Source organism: Blautia sp. ZXY-1-B12 (assembly GCF_056339915.1).
Genome location: NZ_JBWJVP010000227.1, coordinates 1 through 19,482, shown reverse-complemented (window position 1 = coordinate 19,482; position 19,482 = coordinate 1). Strand labels below are relative to the sequence as shown.

Genomic DNA, 19,482 nt, shown 5'->3' with positions numbered 1-19,482 from the left:
CAGAGAATTTTCCTATTTTCATACAAATTATTTTTAAATACACTTATTCAATCCATTTTTAGGTATATTCAACTATATACATAATAAATCAATCCTGTACTCGACTGAAATATTTTAAATATACTTGTTTTTCCTGTTCTTGGATTGTAACGCTTTCCACCGCCTATACATCTACTGGTTGCTGATTTATATGGATGAAGTGTATCTGTTCTGGAATACTGATTATATTGATGTGTTTGCACTATTCCTGCATTTGTACTTGAAGAAACTAAATTCCCACCGGTTCCATATACAGCATTAAATGTATTTTCTGGAATTCGTGGCAAATCTTTTCCTCCTATAGCCCCAGCTAAACTTCCTATCCCTGCAGTTCCAACAAAAGCTGTTGCTGAATTAATCGCTATTTCAAGCATCGTTCCTCCATTATTCCAAGCCGACCAGCCAGCATAAATAGCACTAGCTATTCCACCCCACACAGCACTGCGAGATGCTATAGCTCCTGAAAAAGCAGCAGCAGCAATGTCCCATCCTGTATACGATTGACCAGTTACTTTTGCTGCAATTCCACAGGATACTACATTCATCGCTGCTCCTATAACAACTTCAGTCCAAAATCTTCCTGTTGGATCTTCTCTGCTATATGGATTATTGTCACAATATACATATAGATTTTTAAAAGATCTGTCCTTTGGTGATGCTACTGTATATTTTATTTCGTCTGTACAAATAAATCTCTTCAGAGCCGGAACATAATATCTACTTTTCAGATAATACATGCCTGTTTCATTATCATAATAATATCCCTTATAGCGGAATGGATTCTGAACACCTACTGTGTCTGCCAGCTCACCAGTAACAGCTACCACTTTTCCCCAGCTGTCATAAGTATATTTTACTACCACTTTTCCATCTGCGTCAACAAGGGCAATGATGTCACCCTGTACATTTCGTACATAAAAATAGGTGATTCCCCTGATAGTAACAGAAATCAGATTTGCCTGGGAGTCATAACAGTACCAGATGATTCTTCCGTCAGTTTTCTCAGAAAGGAGAAGATCTCCTGCCCACTGATATTCAGTCACTGTATTGTCTACTGTTTTTTTCACTCTGGCTCCTGTATGATCATAAAGATATTTAATGCTCTTTCCATTTTCTACACCAGAAAGCCTGCGTCCCTGTGTCCAGGTATAAGTTGTTCCTCCTCTGGTAAGCATATTTCCAATGGCATCATAAGTCATTGCTGTGCCATCCCAGCTCAGGAGTTTATCCTTCCATGCACTGTCATAAGTTCCTGTCATTGTCTTCACAGGTGTATCAGGAAGGGTTTCCGCAGTCATAAATGCGTACTCTTTTTCTACTGTCAGATTACCACCCAGATCATAGGCATAAGTGATGGTTTTGTTTAACTGATGATTATTTTCCCGGATCAACTGGTTTAATTCATCATATCGAAATGTACTCTCACCCGCAGAATCCTTGATACTTATGATATTTCCGTTTGCATCATATGTATAGTTTAAGGTTTCAGAACCATTCTTAATTGTTTTAGGAAGACTGTAACGGTTCTCCCCATTGTCAATGTAAGTATATGCTGATATATAAGGAGATGTTGTATTCCAGGTACGCCTGGACACTCTGCCGAACTTGTCATACTCTGTAGTTCTTTCACAGGTCTTTGCACATTTGGTCTTTGTTTCTCTGCTGTCCTTGTCATAGGTATATACTGTTTTCATTGTATGTGTTCCGCAGGTATGTACCATTGACTCCATACAGTTATTTGCATCATAGGCATATTCATAAGTGCTCCCCAGCTCATCTCTTACTCTCACCAGACGATCCAGGAAATCATAAAACAGATAGTATGTCTTTTCTGCTTCATATGATTTTACTGCATAAATATTTCCCTGTTTATCATAAGCATATCTGTAAAGATTCTGTTCTTTGCTGTCTGCCGCATCTTTGAAATAAACCATATGAATCCGATTCTGTTTATCATATTCATAACGAATATATGCACCATTTCCATAGCATACTTTTAACAGATTTCCATTTCCATCCTCATATTCATATCTTACTGCCTGTTTCCCGGCTACAGACACATCACTGACATTTCCAAAAGCATTATAGTTAAAATCATAGGCAAAACCATTATGAACAATTCCCGTCAGATTGTCATCCGTATAAGAATAATTATTTCTGACTGTTTCTCTATTTCCATTTACAGTTACTGTCTGTGCAGCTGAAAGAAGACGTTCCATGTCATCATAGGTATAACTGATTTTATTCCCCTTTGCATCCTGGAATGCCGTCATCAAATCTCTGGTCATATCCCATGTATAATGAACCGTATTTCCTCCTGCATCTGTCACTGATTTCACATGATTCTTATCTGATGTCATAACTCTGGTAATCCAGGTACCCGTATCCGGAACTTTCAGATCAACACATCCGCTTTTCAGGACATTGCCCGCTGAATCATAGGTAAAACGATATACCACATTCTGTGCAGATGTCCCCTTAACTACATTACGTGTTGTTTCTTCATTGTCATACTCATACTTGAAAGAATTACCTTTCGCATCTGTGATACCTGTCATATCAGACTTACTGTTATACTCAAACTTCGTTACCTGTTCCTGCAAATCTTTAACTGAAATGAGGTTATTTTCATCATCATAAGTATAACTGCATCCAAAATTTTCTTTATATAATGCCAGCCCATCGAAATATGCTATATTTGCATTATGACAGTATGTGTAGGCAACCTCAATACTGGTATAATCTTTCTTTGCTACATAGACGTCGCTGAGGAACTGCCAGTCCATGATGTCCGGACTAAAATTTGTATAATGTATATCTGCCTTCCCATCTGTGCCGATAAATCTTACCTCAGTACCAAAACGCCTCTTTTTATCATTATCTGTCTCAGGCAGAGATGTTCCCATTCCCCAGGCATTCACCATATAGGTATCACCTTTTTTTCCGGTAATGTCCACAATCTTTACCAGTTTTTTATCTTTGTCCGGCTCACCGACAAAATGATAAACAGATTCATCCAGACCTGCTACCGACTCTTCTATTTTGTCACGGCTCAGTCGGTCATTTTTTGCGGACAGTTCATACATGCTATCCTTTTCTGTTCTCTGCTCCTGCGTTTGCTCTCGTTTGATTTCTCCCTCCGTATCTTCTTGGCACAAGCAGGACAATACCTTGATGCACCAGAGCCCGGGACATATTCAACGCCGCACACCGTACAATTTTTAGCGGGCATTGCTGCCCACCGTTTTGTAGGTATGATATGTAATTCATCGACAAAGCCGATGAATTTATAGTAAATCTTGATTTCCTGCTTCACTGTTCCGTCTGCCATCTTCTCACGCTCCGAAACAAGTATCTTGTCTATGAGTGCGTTTATAACTGTTGCATCCAGTTCTTTTAAGCCTTGATAATTTCGGATAAGGGCGAGGAAGTCACGGATTCCCCGTGATTTCTCGTAGCTTTCATTAAGAGTTTCCGTCACCTCTTTCAGCCTTGCTTCAATTTCAAGCTGCTCTTTCTGGTATTTCCCCGACATCATCTCAAAATTCCGCTCGGTAATACGCTCCATGACCTTATCCTCGTAGAGAGAGGAAAACAGCCTGTCCAGTTCCGCAAGGCGTTTGTTCAGCTTCTTACGTTCTTTCTCTAATGCTTTCGCCCTGCTCTGGTCTGTTTCCGTGAGCCGCTTTTCTATGGCCCTGACCGCCTTTTCATCATTCACTGCCATATCCGCAAAACAGTTGATGTCGGCAAGAACGGCATTGAATAAATCCCTTGCTTCTATATTGTGGGCACTACACTCGCTTCTTCCGTTTCTTGCATAATTATTACATGAATACTGTACACAGTCGATAATCTCTGGGCGTTTCCTCCTGTGTACGTTCATTGCCCGCAGAGCACATCCGCAGTCCACACACTTGATAACGCCTGCAAAAATATTTACAAATCCTCCCTTGTTCTGTGGAAGCCTACGACTTGTAATAAGCTGTTGGACAATATCAAATTCCTCCTGCGTGACTATTCCCTCATGGGTATTGGGTATCACTTCCCATTCTTCGGGCAGCTTAGAGGGGCGTTTCTTGCTTTTCATATTGGCGGCAATCCGTTTGTAGCCTACAAGATTTCCCGCATATATCGGGCTTCTTAAAATGCTCCTCACGCTGTTCCCACTCCAAATATAGCGTTTGTCCTCGTTCCCCTCAAAATGACGTTCAAAGCCTGTTTCGCCACGCTCCGCCGCATAAGCGGCAGGGCGTAGGATATGCTGTTTATTAAGATGTCTGCAAATTTTGGCAACTCCATTCCCTTTTAATGCAAGGTCGAATATCTCTTTTACAACATGTGCCACTTTATCATCTATCAGCAGATGGTTGTGGTCGGCAGGGTCTTTGATATAGCCATAAGGGGCGGTAGTTCCCATGAATTTCCCCTGTTGAAACCTCGCCCGATATGCCGATTTTATCTTAACAGATATGTCAGCGGCATACATTTCGTTTAAAATGTTGCGGAAAGGCGTGATGTCCATAGCAGATTTATTCAAGGTATCTACGCCGTCATTGACCGCTATATACCTCACGTTATGCTCTGGGAAGAAAACTTCCAGATATAACCCACAATCAAGATAGTTTCTCCCCAGACGGGATAAATCTTTCGTAATCACGCAGTTTATCAGACCGCTTTCAATGTCTTTTATCATATTCTGGAAACTTGGTCTTTGGAAATTTGTACCAGAATAACCATCGTCCACATACGTTTTTGCTATGTGCCATCCCTGCTTTTTCACATAATCCGTGAGGATGGATTTCTGTGTCGCAATGCTCGCACTCTCGTTATCCGTACCATCGTCTTTAGATAAGCGGCAATAAATGCCGACTAAATAGATTTTCTTTTCTTCTTTGATTCCTGCCATACTGTAAAACCTCCGTATCTGTCCTATCTGTTTTCATGTCCCATTGCGTACATTCTAAGCGGACAGCCCCTCATTGTCGAAGGTGTCGCCCTCGGCAATCTTCTTCCGAATATCCTCGGAGATAATCGGGACAAACGCTTCTGTAACGGTCTGTGTGCCGACATATTCACGGCTGATTATCATCTGCACTGGTGCTTTTGGCACGATACGCTTTCTCTTTTTATCTGCTTTCTTATCCTCGCCCATACTTAAATCTTCCTTTCCAGACAGGGCAGGGAAGAGTTTGGAAATGTCCCCGCCCTGCCAATCAGATACCATTAATCCTCGCTGTTTAATTCTTTCTGTAATGCTTTAAGGAGTGCCGCCGCTTCATCAGCGTTCAGCGTGATTCCCTTGCCGCACTTTTCACGGTTCGGGGAAAAGCTGCGGATGTCATACTTCGGCTCTTTCCCATTCCATGAAATGAGATTGATTTCCTTTGTGTAGCCACTGTCGCCCGTAGACAATACTGCGATTTCCTTTACGATTTCATACTGGATTTTCTCTCATTCTCCATACCTCAACTCTCTGTATTTACTTCCCGAAAAAAGAAGATTAGCGGCTGTCACGGTTGCGTTTCCTCTGCAACTCACGCTCCAAAAGTTTGATGATGGTTTCCTCCATCTGCTTCGGCGTTGTGTTCTTCGGAAAGTATTTTTTCAGCTTGCTTGTGTTGATTTTCAAGGTTTCTTTCTGGTTGCCCTTTTCCTCCGTCATAATCGCAAATATCGTATCCATGTCAAGCCGCCCGCTCTGGCTTAACTGTTTCATCCGCTGTGCCTGTGAGAGTGAGGGCGTTGCTTCTTCGCTCTCCATCGTGGCAAAGAGGTTTTCCTGCTCGTCTTTCTTCAAGAAGGACAGTTCCACCGCAGGCGTGAGGGCGATTTTCCCCTCGTCCACCATCTGCAAAATCGGCGGTATCAGTTCCGTCAGGCGGATAAAACGCTGCACGGTCATCCTGCCCACGCCGAAGCCCTGTGCCACCTTGTCGTCCGTCCGCAACTTCGTCACAACTTGTGACGAGGTTAAGTCTGTGCGGAAACCCTGCCGCTTCATGGCTTCGGATTTCATCTTGTAAGCAAACGCCCGCTCCGATGGCAGGATATTCTCACGCTGCAAATTGCTGTCTACAAGGGTGATGATGGCTCGGTCACGGTCTAAGGGCAGGACAAACGCAGGCACGGTATTTATCCCTGCAAGTTCAGAAGCACGGACACGCCGCTGTCCTGCAATCACTTCATAACCGTCCCCGTCCTCTTTCGGGCGTGTGATTATCGGCGTGACAATGCCAAATTCCTTGATGCTTTCCGCTAACTCTGACAGTGTTTCATCTTCTGCCACATGAAACGGATTGTCGGGGAACGGGTACAAGTCTTTGGTCTTTAACACCTTAAAATCCTGTTTCTTCATTCACATATCTACCTTTCTTTCGCTCTGCTTCTATGATTTTTCTGCAATTCTTCCAACACTTCGGGCGGTATTTTTGACAGCAGCCGCCCCATCTGCTCGTTGGTTCTCTGCAATTCAAATATCTTCTGATTCGCTTTCTGCACCTTTAGTTCCTGCTCGTACTTTTCATCACGCATACGCCCCGCATAGTCTGATTCCTGCCCAATTCTCTCTTTCAAACTGTCGATATACGCCTGCTGTTTCCCGATTTCCTTAGAGAATTTCTCCACGTCTGGCAGCCATGCAGAGAGTAAATCTAACGCTTTATCCCTTTTCTTCCCTGCGTTAAAGGCGTTGATGTCGGATAGGGCAGACACGATTTCTTCATACTGTTTATCAAGCCTGCCGCCTAATTTATAGAGCCATGTGGGGACGTGTTTCCGCTTGGTTTCCATTGAGGACTGCCCCCGTTCAAGCTGATTCCACCGTGAGGACATCCGCTCATGGTAGGCGGTCTGCCACTCGGATAATGATTTCTGGTTGCCTAAGATAGCTTTCGCTGACAGCTTATTGTCTGGCGTAATCGGCACAAAGCAGAGGTGCATATGGGGCGTTCTCTCGTCCATATGGACGACAGCGGAGAGGATATTCTGCTTTCCAACACGCTCCGAAATGAAGTCAAGAGCCGTCTGGAAATACGCTTTTTGTTCTTCGGGCGGTAACTGGTTCATAAATTCTGGTGAAGCTGTGATGAGCGTTTCCACCATCATCACGCTGTCTTTCCTTGTCCTGCACCCCGCTTCGGCTACCATGCGGTTAATCTCTTTCTTGTAGGTGTACTTTGGTGGTGCTATGAGATGGTAATTGTTTTTAGAGCGTTCCATATCTATATCTGGGTTGCTTTTGTAGGCTTCTTTCTTCCGCTCGTTGTGGCGTTCACAAGCCGCAACGCCGCCCGCTTTTCGTTTCTGGAAACGCAGGATTGCATAAGGCATAGGCGGATTCCTCCTTTCTTTCGGCGGGTGACCGTCCTTTGGGGTGACAGCGGTGACGGTGGTGACAGCAGTTTTGGGATACCCCCTGCCGACTGCCGCAACTGTCACCCTCACCCCCTGCATGACGGTCATGTCGATGATGACGGTGTTTTTGGGATACCCCCCCCCCCCTCGCAAGAGCCGTCACCGTCATGCCGCCATTCTTTTATCCGAAGCCGTAAGGCGTAGGATAGCAGGGCACAGCCCTGCCTTAAGGGAGTCCAGAGGGAACGTCTGGCACACGACTTTGCAGGGCAAAGTGTAGTGTGTTACACCCTGTAAACGCAGTCGGAAAAATCGGAATGATTTTTCTGACCGCAGGGGTGGTTTTACACGACCGAAAAGGGCGAGTAAATCTCACGCCTGCATTTTGCGTTTACGGGGTGTTCTCCCGTAGGGATGACAGCGGCAGGGTATCCTAAAATCACTGTCACCACCGTCACTGCTGTCACCCGCAGGGCAGAGCCGCCAGCTTTACATGGCTTTAAGCGTCAATGACAGTAACAGGGGGGGTATCCTAATATCGCTGTCACCACCATCACCGCTGTCACCCGCCCTCCTTGCAAGGGCAATCCGCCTGCCGTCTTTCCTGCGGCTGTACTGGTAGCAGATACGGTTCTCGCTTAAAAATGTGGTGCGGTATTCATTCAGCCATTTCGTAATCACCGTGGGTATGGTTTCCGTTTCCCCCATAGCGGCTAACAGTTCCGTTGCCGTGCCTATCCATTCTTCCTTATCCCTCATAAAATCCACCAACCGAAAAAGGACATCTGGTATCGTTTCTTTCGCAAGCTGCTCCTGCGTTTTCCGCTCCACAAGCTCCCAACGGCAATCACGGAAACGCAGCGTGTATTCCTGATAAGGCGTGTCCCTGCCCGTCACATACAGCTTGGCGGTGTCAGACGCACGTTTCTCCTTTTCCAGAACAAAGGTAGCGTCCGCACTCCCCGTTAATCCTGTCGTCCCAGACACCTTGTTGAACACGTCGCTGTCATTCTGCTTTCGGATGTGGTGTACGACAATGACCGCCAGAGAGTGCCTGTCGGCAAAGTCTTTGATGAGGGAGATGTCCCCATAGTCGCTTGCATAGGCATTGTCTTTTGAAGCTGTACGGACTTTCTGCAAGGTATCAATGACAATGAGCCTGCTGTCTGGGTAATCTTTCAGATAATCTTCAAGCTGCACGATAAGACCGTCTGACAGCTTGCAGCTTGCCACGGCAAAGTGGAGCCGCCCGCTTGCTTCGTCCGTCAAACGAAATAACCTGTCCTGTATGCGGCAGAACGTGTCCTCAAGGCAGAGGTAAAGCACATCGCCCTCCATTGTCGGCATATCCCATAAAGGGATTCCCTGCGACACGCATAAGCATAGCTTCAGCATGAGCCAGCTTTTGCCTATCTTCTGTGAGCCGCAGAACAGCGATAAGCCTGTCGGGATAAGGCTGTCCACCACAAAGGATGGTTTCTCAAGCGGTTCATAAAGGAGCGTTTCGGCGTTGACTGTCTGTAACTTCTGCATGGCTTTCCTCCTTTCGGGCGGTGTCTTTGTTTTCGTTGCACATAGGCGTTGACCTCCTTAAAAATAGATTTACTCCCACGGAAAAAAGTGAGAGTATGTAATGCCGCCAATCCCACACAAATAAAAAACAGATTTCTTTTTCGGGCGGTGTCGGTCACGGTTGGAGATATTTCTTCAATTTCCGCCTTTACTTTCTCCTTTGCAATCGCAACAGATTTCTGTATTGCCGAAGCGGTGCAATGCTCCATAGCGGCGATTTGGTAAAAATTGAACTCATACTCGTAGTAGAGCAGGAAACGCCGCCTTTGTATCTCTGGAAGGCTCCCAACCGCCTTATAGAGCGTTTCATTCCGTTCTTCCTCAACCATGCGTTCATCAAGGCTCTTAGGCACACGCAACGCCCGTCTGTAAAGGGTTTCGTCCCATACCTCGTTAAACTCCCTGTGCCGCTCGTCCCATTAGAAAAGATTCCTGTTCCTGCGCTCCATCTGCCGAAACTCCATAAAGAACTGTTCCGACACTTCCAACTCGTGGGATTTGCCCTGCCCGTCCTTAAAGCTGATAAAATACCTTGTGCCGCTTTCCGTGGATTCCTCCCGAAGCGTGTATGCCTTAACCCTGTATGCCATCCTGTTGTCCTCCTGCAAAAAATGAGTGAGGGGATTTCCATCCCTCACCCAGTAGCCCGCAGGATGGCAGGCTGTTTTAGAAGCTATAAAATTTTCCGCAGCTTCTTCCGCAGATGGTCTAACCTCGCATAGATGGCACCAGTCGTCAAATGCACAAGCGGGGCAATCTCCTTTGTGGAATACCCCTGCATTTTCAGCAGGACGATTTTCAAGGTACGCCCGTCCACCGTGACTAATACTTGATAGAGATTTTCGCTCTCAATCTCTTCCAGTAACTCCGCAACCGTACCCACTTCCGCCTGCCGCTCCCTGCCTGCCATGTCCTCAAGATATTCCGCAACGTCATTCGTCCATCGGTAAAACCGCCTGTTGGAATTGAAGTCTGCCCTGTCCGCCATGCGTATCTGCTCAATGGTCGCTTCATCAACGCCGCACTCACGCAGCAGCTTTTCCTCCGCTTCTTTCCAGATACGCCATTTCCTGTCCTCCCGTCCGTGGTTGTATGCCATTCTTACTTCCTCCAATCAGAATTGATTGAGAGGGCAGAGAAAAGCCCCCTCATCTTCCCAAAGGAAAAAACAAGGGGGCTGAACGCCTTAAATTTTAATTTTCTATTATCTTTCTTAGTTTTATTAGGATTCTGGCTTTGCGTTTGTTTACAACGCTCTGGGTTATGCCCAACCTCGCCCCGACTTCACGCTCGGAAAGTCCGTCAAAAAAGATTGCCTGTATCAGCTCCTGTTCACTATCCGACAGCAAAGGCAGGGCGGCTTTCAGCCTGTCCACCATGACCGCATTGACAACGGTTTCTGCAATGTCCACCGCTTCATCAGTGATAAAGTCCAGAGGATTCCCCTCGCTGTCCGTAAATCCGTCGAGAGATAGCAGTCTATTCTTTGTATCTAATTTTTGCAGATAACGCCACCGTTCCTTGTCACGGTAGAAGTCTGTGTATTGCTCCCTCACGACTTCAAGCAGACAGCCTTGAATGGGGATAAACAGCTTGTCCATATAGGTCTGGTCGGATTCCCTGCAACGGCAGAACTCCGTGTAGGATAATTCCACATAGCCGCCACTTTCTCTGATATATACCTTTCTTGGTGCATATTTCACCATAAATACCTCCCATCTGAATTTTTGAAATGTAAAAAATCCAGATGGAGAGGCGGAGAACGACACCGCATATCAGAAACAGCCCTACGGCACTTTCCAACAAAAATCGACAAAAGAAAAACCGCAAAGGCTCTGTGACCTTTACGGTTATAGGAAATAGTAATTCTATTGTATGGAGATTGTACTTCTACTTTCAAGGTGAGAAGTACCGTTGCACTGGCAGAAATTTTTTTAACTGGTTTCCTGCCGTTCTCTGATATGCTATGTATTGATAAATTTTGCTTCGTATGAGCAGATAGATAACTGCCCGAAAAAAGGACATAAAAAAATCCCTCCAAATTTAAAAACAAATTCAGAGGGTAATTTAGGGTATAACAAAATAACCCACCCGAATATCGTTTTTTTTATTTGGTGAGTTTGTTCTTTCAAATACGAAACAAATGCTCATGTACGGTAAAGTATCACAAGAAAATTATGTCGAATTGACAGCCGCCTCCGCTATACCGAATAAGGAAATAAAGAGTCCTCAAATTTTGCGCTACTAAATGAAGACGAGCGGAAGTAATCTCCCGCTCGTCAGTAAACTTAACTATGCCATATCAATCCCGCTTCTTTCCCGCCACCGGCACTAAGAACAGCGCGGGCAACAGCAGGAAAGCGGTACAGACCAGCCCCCAGGGTATGGACACCTGCTGGGCTACCAGCCCCACAATAGGCCCGCCGATGATCTGCCCGAAAGAGTCCAGCTGTCCGCTGGTGGAAAAGACTGTGGCGCGCATTTTCTCATCCACTTGGTCGTTCATCCAGGCGGCCAGCACAGGCTCCTTGATGGTGCGCATAAGCCCCGCCAGCAGGAACACCAACAACATGAACCAAAAGCTCCGCCCCACCGCGAAGAGAACCAGGAACAGGATATACCCGGCGCTGGTGGACATGACCACACTGGTTCGGCTGACAGTCCCTTTTTTCTCCATGCGGGCGATGAGCAACTGAGAAGCCAGAATACCTAAGCCGTTGCCGATAAGACTGATAACACCGAACCAAGTGACGCTGTTCAGCGGCCCGATAACGGGTATTACCGTGTCATCCAGAAAATGAGCGGTGGAGAGCCGGTCAAAGCCTTCACTGGCAAGTCCCCCGCATAGTGTGATTGCTAAGAGCGCCAGCAACACAGGTGCGCCTTTCACAAAGCCCAGGTTGAGCTTGAACAGGCAGACAAAGTCTTTAAGCAAGCCCTGCCGTTCCTCAATAGCAGGGGAGAAGTTGGTTTCTGGCATGATGCGAACCATCACCAGCCCCAACAACAAGCACAAACTGCCCCCCAAGATGAGAGGCATTTGCAGGTTTATGTTTCCCAGCAGTGTGCCCAGCACCACGCCCAGAACGCCGCCGATTTGCCCCATTTGACTGCCCCGCAGGAACACCTTGTCTATGGGTTTGTCCTCTTCCTCCGAGGCAATCCACGCCTCCAGAGCGCCGGTGATGAAGGTATCACCGCAACCCCAGACAACCTGGGCCAGCAGAACCGGCGCGAACCACGGTAGCGCACCCTCCATCAGAAAGCCCAGGCCGTAGAGGAACATTCCAATCAGCACCGAGCGCCGACGGCTATACAAATCCGCCACCACACCGGTGGGCATCTCGAACAGAAAGCAGGAGGTCTCCTGAACCGTCCCTACCAGGACAAGCTGGAAAGCATCCAGCTGCACCACCTCCAGGTGGTACACGATGGAAAGCACTGTGGACATAGAAACCGCCAGGGAACAGACAAATCGGAACAGCAGGTAGACAGAATATGCCTTTGAATTTTTAGCAAACATGAAGTTACATTCTCCTTTCAAATCTCATTTTATATGACTTTTGCAAGCTGTTAAGCTAACTTGTGGAACATATGCCGAACCTTATCTATACGGCTATTCGGGCGGCGGGGTTGGCAAATAAATTTACCAATAGCTGGCTGGTATCCTTTTAACTCTGTCAAGCAGACTCCCTGCCCATTTGTGAAATAAGTTAAATCGTTCCTGTATTCTTGAATACATCTAGCAGGGATTTCTCCTTTCAGAATGACCTCGTCATTCTTTATCTGAGTACTTACAATATCTGCACAATACCTTGGAGCATCATGATACGCCCGTGAGAGATATTCCTGCGGTGCATAAATTTCAAAGTGGAGATATGGCTCTAATAGTTCTGTCCCTGCTTTTTTTAAAGCCTGCTCCAATACGATAGGGGAAAGCAGCCGAAAGTCTGCGGGGGTACTTACAGGACTATAATACAATCCATATTCAAAACAGATTTTACAGTCTGTCACTTTCCATCCATACAGCCCCTGCTCGCAGCCATAAAGAACCCCCTCCATAACCGCATTTTGGAACGATTGATTTAAATATCCAAGTGAAACTCTGCTTTCATACTGCACTCCGCTTCCAATAGGGAGCGGCTCTATGGACAACCCGACAGAAGCCCAGAAAGGATTTGGCGGGACTTCTATGTGGATGGTATATTCTGCTTTTCTAAGCGGTCTTTCCATATATATAACAGTAGGCTCTTTTATTTCTGCCTCCACATGATATTTTTCCTCAAGGATGGCACAAATGACTTCCATCTGCACATTCCCCAAAAAAGATAACATAATCTCATGGGTAACAGTATCAATGTCAAAATGCAAAAGAGGGTCTGTATCAGCAATCTCTGCGAGGGCATTTAACAGGGCTTCCCTTTGCTCCGGCTTTTGCGGCTCTACCGTTGTCCGAAGTAATGGCATGGGATTATCAATCCGTGTTTTGTGAGGCAGGAGTTTTTCATTTCCCAGGATATCGTTCAGTTTCAAAGTATCATCAGCTAAAATAACAATTTCTCCCGGACAGGCATGGTCAGCCGGGACGATTTCACCGTTTGTCGGAACACACATCTCTGTGATTTTTATTTTCTCTTTTTCAGATATTCTAATAACATCCCTCAAATGCAATGTTCCGCTATATATACGCACATAAACAAAACGCCGCCTTTTCTCTGAATATTCAATCTTAAAAACCTGCCCGCATAGTTCAGATTGACCTTCAGGCGTTGATGAATAAAATTTACTGGCAATTACTTCTATAAGCTGCCGAATCCCCAGATTGTTTTTAGCGCTTCCGTGATAAACGGGAAATAACGTTCCGTTTTGGAATCTCCTGTTTTCTTCCTGTTCCAGTTCTGACATTTTAAACGGTTTCCCTGACATATATTTCTCTAATAGTTCATCGTTTCCCATAATTACCGCATCCCACTGTTCCATATCGTCATTGTCCGTTACATTTATATGGGGATGCTGCCCAACCTTTTGCTTCACTATAATTTCCGAAGAAAGCTTTGCTTTCATTTCCCGATATACCATTGGCAAATCAATCCCCTCTTGGTCAATTTTATTGATGAAAAAAATTGTCGGAATCTTCATTATCTGTAGTGCATGAAACAGTATACGGGTCTGTGCCTGTATGCCATCCTTTGCAGAAACTAATAATACTGCTCCGTCTAATACGGATAAAGAACGGTATACTTCCGCCAAAAAATCCATATGGCCTGGCGTATCTATAATGTTGACTTTTACATCCTCCCACTGAAAAGATGTCACTGCTGTCTGGATAGTGATTCCCCTTTGACGCTCCAAATTCATTGTATCTGTCCTTGTTGTGCCTTCATCTACGCTCCCTAGTTCTGCAATTGCACCACTGGTATACAATAAACTTTCCGTTAATGTTGTCTTTCCTGCGTCAACGTGAGCCAGAATGCCTAAGTTAATTATTTTCATGTGATTTTCCTCCTATCAACACCCAAAAAAGGGCATAAAAATACCCAGTGATAAATACTCCTATCACTGGGTAAATAACTCCAATAGCCCCAAAACACTTATATGTTTTCGGGCATATAAAATTACATGATAAAAGTATTCTTAAACTGGGTACAAAAAACTAAGCCCCATATTAAAAGTGAAACGGGACTGCTACTTTTTGTTCCCACTATCAAATTGACAGTTTATTTAAGAATACCTTGCCGCATATTTATTAACTCCTTGTATAATACTGAATCTAATTATATTCCTTAACCCTTTATTTGTCAAGCTGACAAACTAAAGCAGAAAAAGCGGCAGGATTTCCCCCTGCCACTAATCATCTGTTTATGCAAAAATAATTTCCTTTTCCACAATCTCCCTCGCACAAGCCCTTATGTTATTGAGGCATCCTGTCCATTCTAAGGCGTTTTCTGCCTTTAGCTGTTCCGTTATGCCCTGTGCCTGTTTCATACCCTCTATGAGCCTTTCAAAGCGTTCCTGTGCCTGTCTGTTGATGTCGGCAAGGTAGGCGTTTAGCCTGCCGCTTGTAAGAAGATTGGTGTATGTAACTTTACGGTACTGTTTTAGATAATCTAAATGCCGTTGCCCCCAGATGCCTATTGCCTGTTCTTCTTCGGCGGGTACAGTTAAGCACGGTATCAAATAATCCCCTTGCCTTTCGTATTTGCCGCCCAGTTCCTCAAATAATGATTTTGCCATTGTCTGTTACCTCCACATTCTTTTTTATTTTGAATGTCCGCAAAATCCGTCCTACATCTTTCGTACAGACAACGGAGCTGTTTTTATCTGCAGATTTGACATTGGAACATAATAAAATTTACTGCCTCTTCTGATCACTCCCCATTCTTTTCCATCAGAATCAACTGAAGTTCCTCTGATTGCCATACGGGTTCCGGCTGTGAGGCTTCCCGCTGCTGCTCCTGATGTACTCCTGGAAGAATAATAGCTGCCGTCCTTTTTTACTTCTACTTTCGCGATATTCCTGCACAGACGTACAATGGCAGAAACCGGCATATAACCGAAAAAGCGATTGCCATCAATCTGCAGTCCCATATAATACCATTTATTTCCATCCGTTCCATCTACAGTTTTTACAAGAGCAGCACAAACTCCTGCATCAATTCCTTCCTGTACTCTGGCACTGGTTTTATCTGCACTTTTATATAAAATAGAGTTTCCTACTACTACGAATGCTGAATTTGTTCCTTCATGTCCTCCCAGATATGGAATCGCCTGACCTGTTGAGACATATCCCTCTTTGCCATCTGCTGTCTTTGCATAGTACCAGTTTCTTCCATTCTTCTCGACAGTAATGTATCCGGAAAGTAACTGATGTTTCGTCAGACTGGACAGAACTTCTCCCGTATCTGATGGGGTTTTCCTTAAAACTCCCTGCGAAGATGCAGTTACCAGAAGCTGACTTTTAATCGGAATATTATCTTCGATTCCAACTTCTGAAAGACCATCCGTGTTGCTTTCATTTTTCTCAAATCCTTCTATAGTTCCAAGGTGGAAATCCCCATTATCAATCAGGTTACATCTGTTAGCGGACGTTCCTGTTTCAAGCTGTGCCATATCACCATACATTACACCTTTGGCATGCCACATAACCATATAAACCTTAACAACAGTATCACTGCTGTCTTCCGGAACAGTAAATGTATTAGTCAGGCGTACAAAACCTTCTGTTGTCTTTTTGATAATTTCACTGTCTTTCAGCTGCTGTACCCCATCTTTGTCCATATAGCGGACTCTCAGAATTGCACCTCCATCTTCTGCAGTCTCACTGACAGATGCTTTTACATACATGGATGCGGTATAGGTTATTCCCTTTTTCACTTTAACATTTTGTGCCCAGTATGCATATCCACTCACGGAAGTGCATTCTGCCTTCAGTGAACGATTTCCCATCATGCATTCAGCTGCTATTGTATTGATTTCTGTATTTCCGGCACCTTCCGGAGAAATCTTTGATGTCCAAGGAGTATTTTCAGCCTGCACTACTGGATCTTTCAGCAGCTGCACTACATTGTCCTGTAACTTGGTAGCATTCTCAAGACGGTTTACATGATTTCCGTCAACATTATATTTACAGCTTACAGCATGCCCAAAACCATCATGTACATGAAGCAGATTTCCATTATTATCAAATCGGTAAATCTCTTTTCGCCCTTTGTTATCTGTAAATCTTGTACTGTTATATCCATACGTCATAGTAAGGCTTTTACCTTTTGTTCCATCTCCATACTCTGCGATAGATTTTACACGATGAGATTCCTCTGTATAATACCCGTATTTTACCTGATATCCATTAATATTCTCTGCACTGGCAAGCATTCCATTACTGTCATATGTGTAAAATACTTTTTTGCCATCTATATCTGTTACCGTGGTAAGCCTTCCTGCGGTATGGGCAAAAGTCTTCTTATTGCCCGATGGTGATACTGCCTGAATCAGGTTTGCTTCTTCTCCATCGCTTCCCAGAGAATAATTTAGTGTAATAATTCGCCCGGCTCCATCTGTAATAGTTTTTACACGATTATTCACATATGAAACCGTTAATTTATTTCCGTTTTTATCTTTTACCGCAATCAAATATCCAGACTCATTAAACACCATACTATTTCCGTCTTTATCCTGTATTGTGTAAGGTTCTTCTGATTTTAAGTTTCGGATCAGGGTCAGATCCAGCCCTGTTTCATCTTTCCACTCTTTAACCGTATTGCCATCCTTTTCTACTTCTTTTTCCACAAAATAATGAACTGTACCATCTGCATCTGTATGAGCATAATAAACATTCCCCGCTATTGATTTTTTATGGATAATCTGATGGAAATTTAAACGAAATCCTTTTCCATATCCAATATTGGTATCCTTATCATTTGTGTTATAAACCAACGATACCTCTGCCGGCATTCTGCTTCCTGATGTTTCCATGACACGATGTTCCAGAATCAGATTTCCGTTATAATCGTTTACATGGACAGTCCCTGCACGTCCGATATTCTGACTATGATACGTCCAGTAATCTTCAAGTCCGGAATAGTTTACATAAGAAATTTCAATTTTGGGTCTGTAATCACTGAGTGAAGAATCCCAGTCTGATGACATCAGCTGTACGGAACCTGATAATTCGTCAATTTCTTTCAGCATCAGCCCATTATTACTGCCATCTCTGTACCACTCCTTTACCATTCTGGTAATATCCATCACAACATATTTGATTTTATCAGCAGTAAACTTGCATAAATCCTGAACTGTTTCTTCATAAATTGGTTTATTATCCCAGTTAATGGTTTTTGATTCCCAGCTCTGAATCACTTTATGTACAGCAATTGTTTTCTCTGCACCATTCTCTCCCAGCGATACCATTACAAGACGTGCATTTACAATCATGTCTCCTGTCTTAATCTCAGGCAACTGGAATTTCAGAAAACTTCTTCTGATTTCGTTTCCTCCTTTTAACCAGAGATTTTCATTGTTATAATAATTGTCTGTATTATTTTTAGATGAAATATAAGCATCTTCAATATCTGTCGCTGCTTTGGAAGTAGTTGTCACAGGATCAATCACTACCGGAAACTTCCTGCTCGCTTCATTTAACCAGTTTCTATCAGGAGTAAAAGTAACTCTGCACTTACCATCAGCAGTCATCTCAGCTGACACCTCAATACTTTCTGATTTTGATCCTGAAAAATCTCTCATATATGGAGCCTGAACCCTAAAAATTTCGTTTTGACCTTCATCAAAGAAGAGTACTTCTTTCTCCCTCAACTCAGGTACAAGTCCTTCTGTCTGATAAAGATATGTATATGATTTTGCAGCTTCCTTTCTAAGCAATACCATATCTTCTTTCATACGCATTCCCTTTACACGACAGCGCAGTTCCATTCCCTCCAGAATTTCAGGATAACAAACGGTATTATCTTTCTGTTTTACAGCTTCTACCGTATTACAGTTTTCTACGCCCCATGAAATACTGCCATACTGATCTTTAATCCTCATCATATTATCTTCTGATGTTTTTTTGGCGAAAAATGCCCCAAAAGTTCCCTTCCTGTTTGTGAAACCTTCTTCTGAAACAAGATTTGTTTTTTGTGCATAAACACTTGTTTCATATGACTCTTCCAGCTTATTATCCATTTCCTTCCAGGTTCCATCTGTATCCTTATAATGTACAGGAGCAAGATAAATCTCTGCTGTACAGGAATGGTCCTGATTTTCAAATACTTTTGTATTGATACTTCGTTTCTCTATAAGTTCTTTTCGATTCATATTTACTGTCCTCACTTTCATTTTCTTTTCCAGCCTGCAGTGCTGAAATATTTCGAGCTCGTTTACAGTTATGATTTTATCGAACATTTGTTCTATTTTCCATAGCAAATATGTAAATTTTCCACATTATAATAAATCTTTGAAATAATTCCGGACATTTAGTCTTTTTCCAAACTTATAATATTATCAATTGGCTGTTCTAATATCTTTGAAATATTCATAAGAATCAAAATATCCATCGCAGAACTGCCATTTTCGATCCTGGATACCGTAGCAACAGACACATCTAATAATTCTGCCAATTTTTCCTGATTATAATGTTTTTGTTTTCTATACTCTCTTACATTATTTCCAATCTGTAATAATTTGGAGTCTACTTTCTTATACATGATACAACACCTCCCGGGCCCATACAAAAAAGCCGCAAAAATATAATCTCTTTTCAGAGTATATTTTCACGGCTTTGAATCTAAAAACAAGAAAATATATTATTGTTTTTGACTGCTCACTCGTTCTATATATAATTTGTTTTTCTTATTAGCCTCCTTATTCTTTAATGTTGAAAATACATCAACAATTCATTTTGTCAGATATTCCTGTAATAAGCAGTCAAACGTTTCTGTCGACTCTCATCACAGTTTTCCAATTGAATTTCAACAGGATTTCTGCATACCGGACATTTAATCCTCACTGTTCCCTTTGCTT

At 43.6% G+C, this 19,482-nt stretch carries 14 protein-coding genes and 1 pseudogene; all 15 read right to left on the bottom strand.

From position 1 onward, the window contains the following. Window positions 1–68 precede the first annotated feature (68 nt). The 15 genes and pseudogenes from AC075L_RS15360 to AC075L_RS15290 all read right to left on the bottom strand — a co-directional run bounded on the left by AC075L_RS15360 (window position 69) and on the right by AC075L_RS15290 (window position 19,166). Entirely contained in the window at window positions 69–3,125 is a 3,057-nt protein-coding gene (locus AC075L_RS15360) for an RHS repeat-associated core domain-containing protein (RefSeq protein ID WP_476387880.1), read from the bottom strand. Further along, complete coding sequence (locus tag AC075L_RS15355) at window positions 3,092–4,948, bottom strand: recombinase family protein (RefSeq protein ID WP_001820670.1); 1,857 nt, start codon at window positions 4,946–4,948, stop codon at window positions 3,092–3,094. Before AC075L_RS15355 ends, AC075L_RS15360 begins: the two co-directional genes overlap by 34 nt. A gap of 54 nt (window positions 4,949–5,002) precedes the next feature. Beyond that, the gene (locus AC075L_RS15350) at window positions 5,003–5,194 is read right to left on the bottom strand and encodes a hypothetical protein (RefSeq protein WP_001820669.1); all 192 of its coding nucleotides are present in this window, start codon (window positions 5,192–5,194) and stop codon (window positions 5,003–5,005) included. A gap of 71 nt (window positions 5,195–5,265) precedes the next feature. Beyond that, window positions 5,266–5,487, bottom strand: coding sequence for a YdbC family protein (locus AC075L_RS15345; protein WP_476387886.1), 222 nt, complete (start codon window positions 5,485–5,487; stop codon window positions 5,266–5,268). 55 nt (window positions 5,488–5,542) lie between these two features. Next, a complete protein-coding gene (locus tag AC075L_RS15340) occupies window positions 5,543–6,397 on the bottom strand; it encodes a ParB/RepB/Spo0J family partition protein (RefSeq protein ID WP_000743700.1) in 855 nt (284 codons plus the stop codon). An 8-nt stretch (window positions 6,398–6,405) separates the two neighbouring features. Then, a complete protein-coding gene (mobV, locus tag AC075L_RS15335) occupies window positions 6,406–7,371 on the bottom strand; it encodes a MobV family relaxase (protein ID WP_001820668.1) in 966 nt (321 codons plus the stop codon). Between the two features lie 513 nt (window positions 7,372–7,884). After that, a complete protein-coding gene (locus AC075L_RS15330; RefSeq protein WP_055152801.1) occupies window positions 7,885–8,928 on the bottom strand; it encodes an AAA family ATPase in 1,044 nt (347 codons plus the stop codon). A 154-nt stretch (window positions 8,929–9,082) separates the two neighbouring features. Continuing rightward, window positions 9,083–9,557, bottom strand: a pseudogene (locus tag AC075L_RS15325) (RNA polymerase sigma factor). Between the two features lie 83 nt (window positions 9,558–9,640). Continuing rightward, the gene (locus tag AC075L_RS15320; protein ID WP_000323895.1) at window positions 9,641–10,066 is read right to left on the bottom strand and encodes an RNA polymerase sigma factor; all 426 of its coding nucleotides are present in this window, start codon (window positions 10,064–10,066) and stop codon (window positions 9,641–9,643) included. A gap of 94 nt (window positions 10,067–10,160) precedes the next feature. Continuing rightward, window positions 10,161–10,670: a sigma-70 family RNA polymerase sigma factor gene (locus AC075L_RS15315; RefSeq protein ID WP_105116765.1), complete on the bottom strand. Its 510-nt coding sequence runs from the start codon at window positions 10,668–10,670 to the stop codon at window positions 10,161–10,163. 599 nt (window positions 10,671–11,269) lie between these two features. Then, window positions 11,270–12,490: a tetracycline efflux MFS transporter Tet(40) gene (gene tet(40) / locus AC075L_RS15310; protein ID WP_109215034.1), complete on the bottom strand. Its 1,221-nt coding sequence runs from the start codon at window positions 12,488–12,490 to the stop codon at window positions 11,270–11,272. 50 nt (window positions 12,491–12,540) lie between these two features. Then, window positions 12,541–14,460, bottom strand: coding sequence for a tetracycline resistance ribosomal protection protein Tet(O) (tet(O), locus tag AC075L_RS15305; protein ID WP_109215033.1), 1,920 nt, complete (start codon window positions 14,458–14,460; stop codon window positions 12,541–12,543). Window positions 14,461–14,826: 366 nt separating this feature from the next. Continuing rightward, window positions 14,827–15,201: a TnpV protein gene (locus AC075L_RS15300; RefSeq protein ID WP_001129922.1), complete on the bottom strand. Its 375-nt coding sequence runs from the start codon at window positions 15,199–15,201 to the stop codon at window positions 14,827–14,829. 51 nt (window positions 15,202–15,252) lie between these two features. Further along, the gene (locus tag AC075L_RS15295) at window positions 15,253–18,777 is read right to left on the bottom strand and encodes a DNRLRE domain-containing protein (protein WP_476387879.1); all 3,525 of its coding nucleotides are present in this window, start codon (window positions 18,775–18,777) and stop codon (window positions 15,253–15,255) included. A gap of 158 nt (window positions 18,778–18,935) precedes the next feature. Next, window positions 18,936–19,166, bottom strand: a complete 231-nt coding sequence (locus tag AC075L_RS15290) for a helix-turn-helix transcriptional regulator (RefSeq protein ID WP_044956436.1) — start codon at window positions 19,164–19,166, stop codon at window positions 18,936–18,938. Window positions 19,167–19,482: the final 316 nt, after the last annotated feature.

What these genes read in the sequence shown, in the direction of transcription:
- AC075L_RS15330 (WP_055152801.1), bottom strand. Translation starts at nt 8,928, where the DNA reads ATGCAGAAGTTACAGACAGTCAACGCCGAAACGCTCCTTTATGAACCG.
- AC075L_RS15355 (WP_001820670.1), bottom strand. Translation starts at nt 4,948, where the DNA reads ATGGCAGGAATCAAAGAAGAAAAGAAAATCTATTTAGTCGGCATTTAT.
- AC075L_RS15350 (WP_001820669.1), bottom strand. Translation starts at nt 5,194, where the DNA reads ATGGGCGAGGATAAGAAAGCAGATAAAAAGAGAAAGCGTATCGTGCCA.
- AC075L_RS15300 (WP_001129922.1), bottom strand. Translation starts at nt 15,201, where the DNA reads ATGGCAAAATCATTATTTGAGGAACTGGGCGGCAAATACGAAAGGCAA.
- AC075L_RS15295 (WP_476387879.1), bottom strand. Translation starts at nt 18,777, where the DNA reads ATGAATCGAAAAGAACTTATAGAGAAACGAAGTATCAATACAAAAGTA.
- AC075L_RS15360 (WP_476387880.1), bottom strand. Translation starts at nt 3,125, where the DNA reads ATGTATGAACTGTCCGCAAAAAATGACCGACTGAGCCGTGACAAAATA.
- AC075L_RS15290 (WP_044956436.1), bottom strand. Translation starts at nt 19,166, where the DNA reads ATGTATAAGAAAGTAGACTCCAAATTATTACAGATTGGAAATAATGTA.
- mobV (WP_001820668.1), bottom strand. Translation starts at nt 7,371, where the DNA reads ATGCCTTATGCAATCCTGCGTTTCCAGAAACGAAAAGCGGGCGGCGTT.
- AC075L_RS15320 (WP_000323895.1), bottom strand. Translation starts at nt 10,066, where the DNA reads ATGGCATACAACCACGGACGGGAGGACAGGAAATGGCGTATCTGGAAA.
- AC075L_RS15340 (WP_000743700.1), bottom strand. Translation starts at nt 6,397, where the DNA reads ATGAAGAAACAGGATTTTAAGGTGTTAAAGACCAAAGACTTGTACCCG.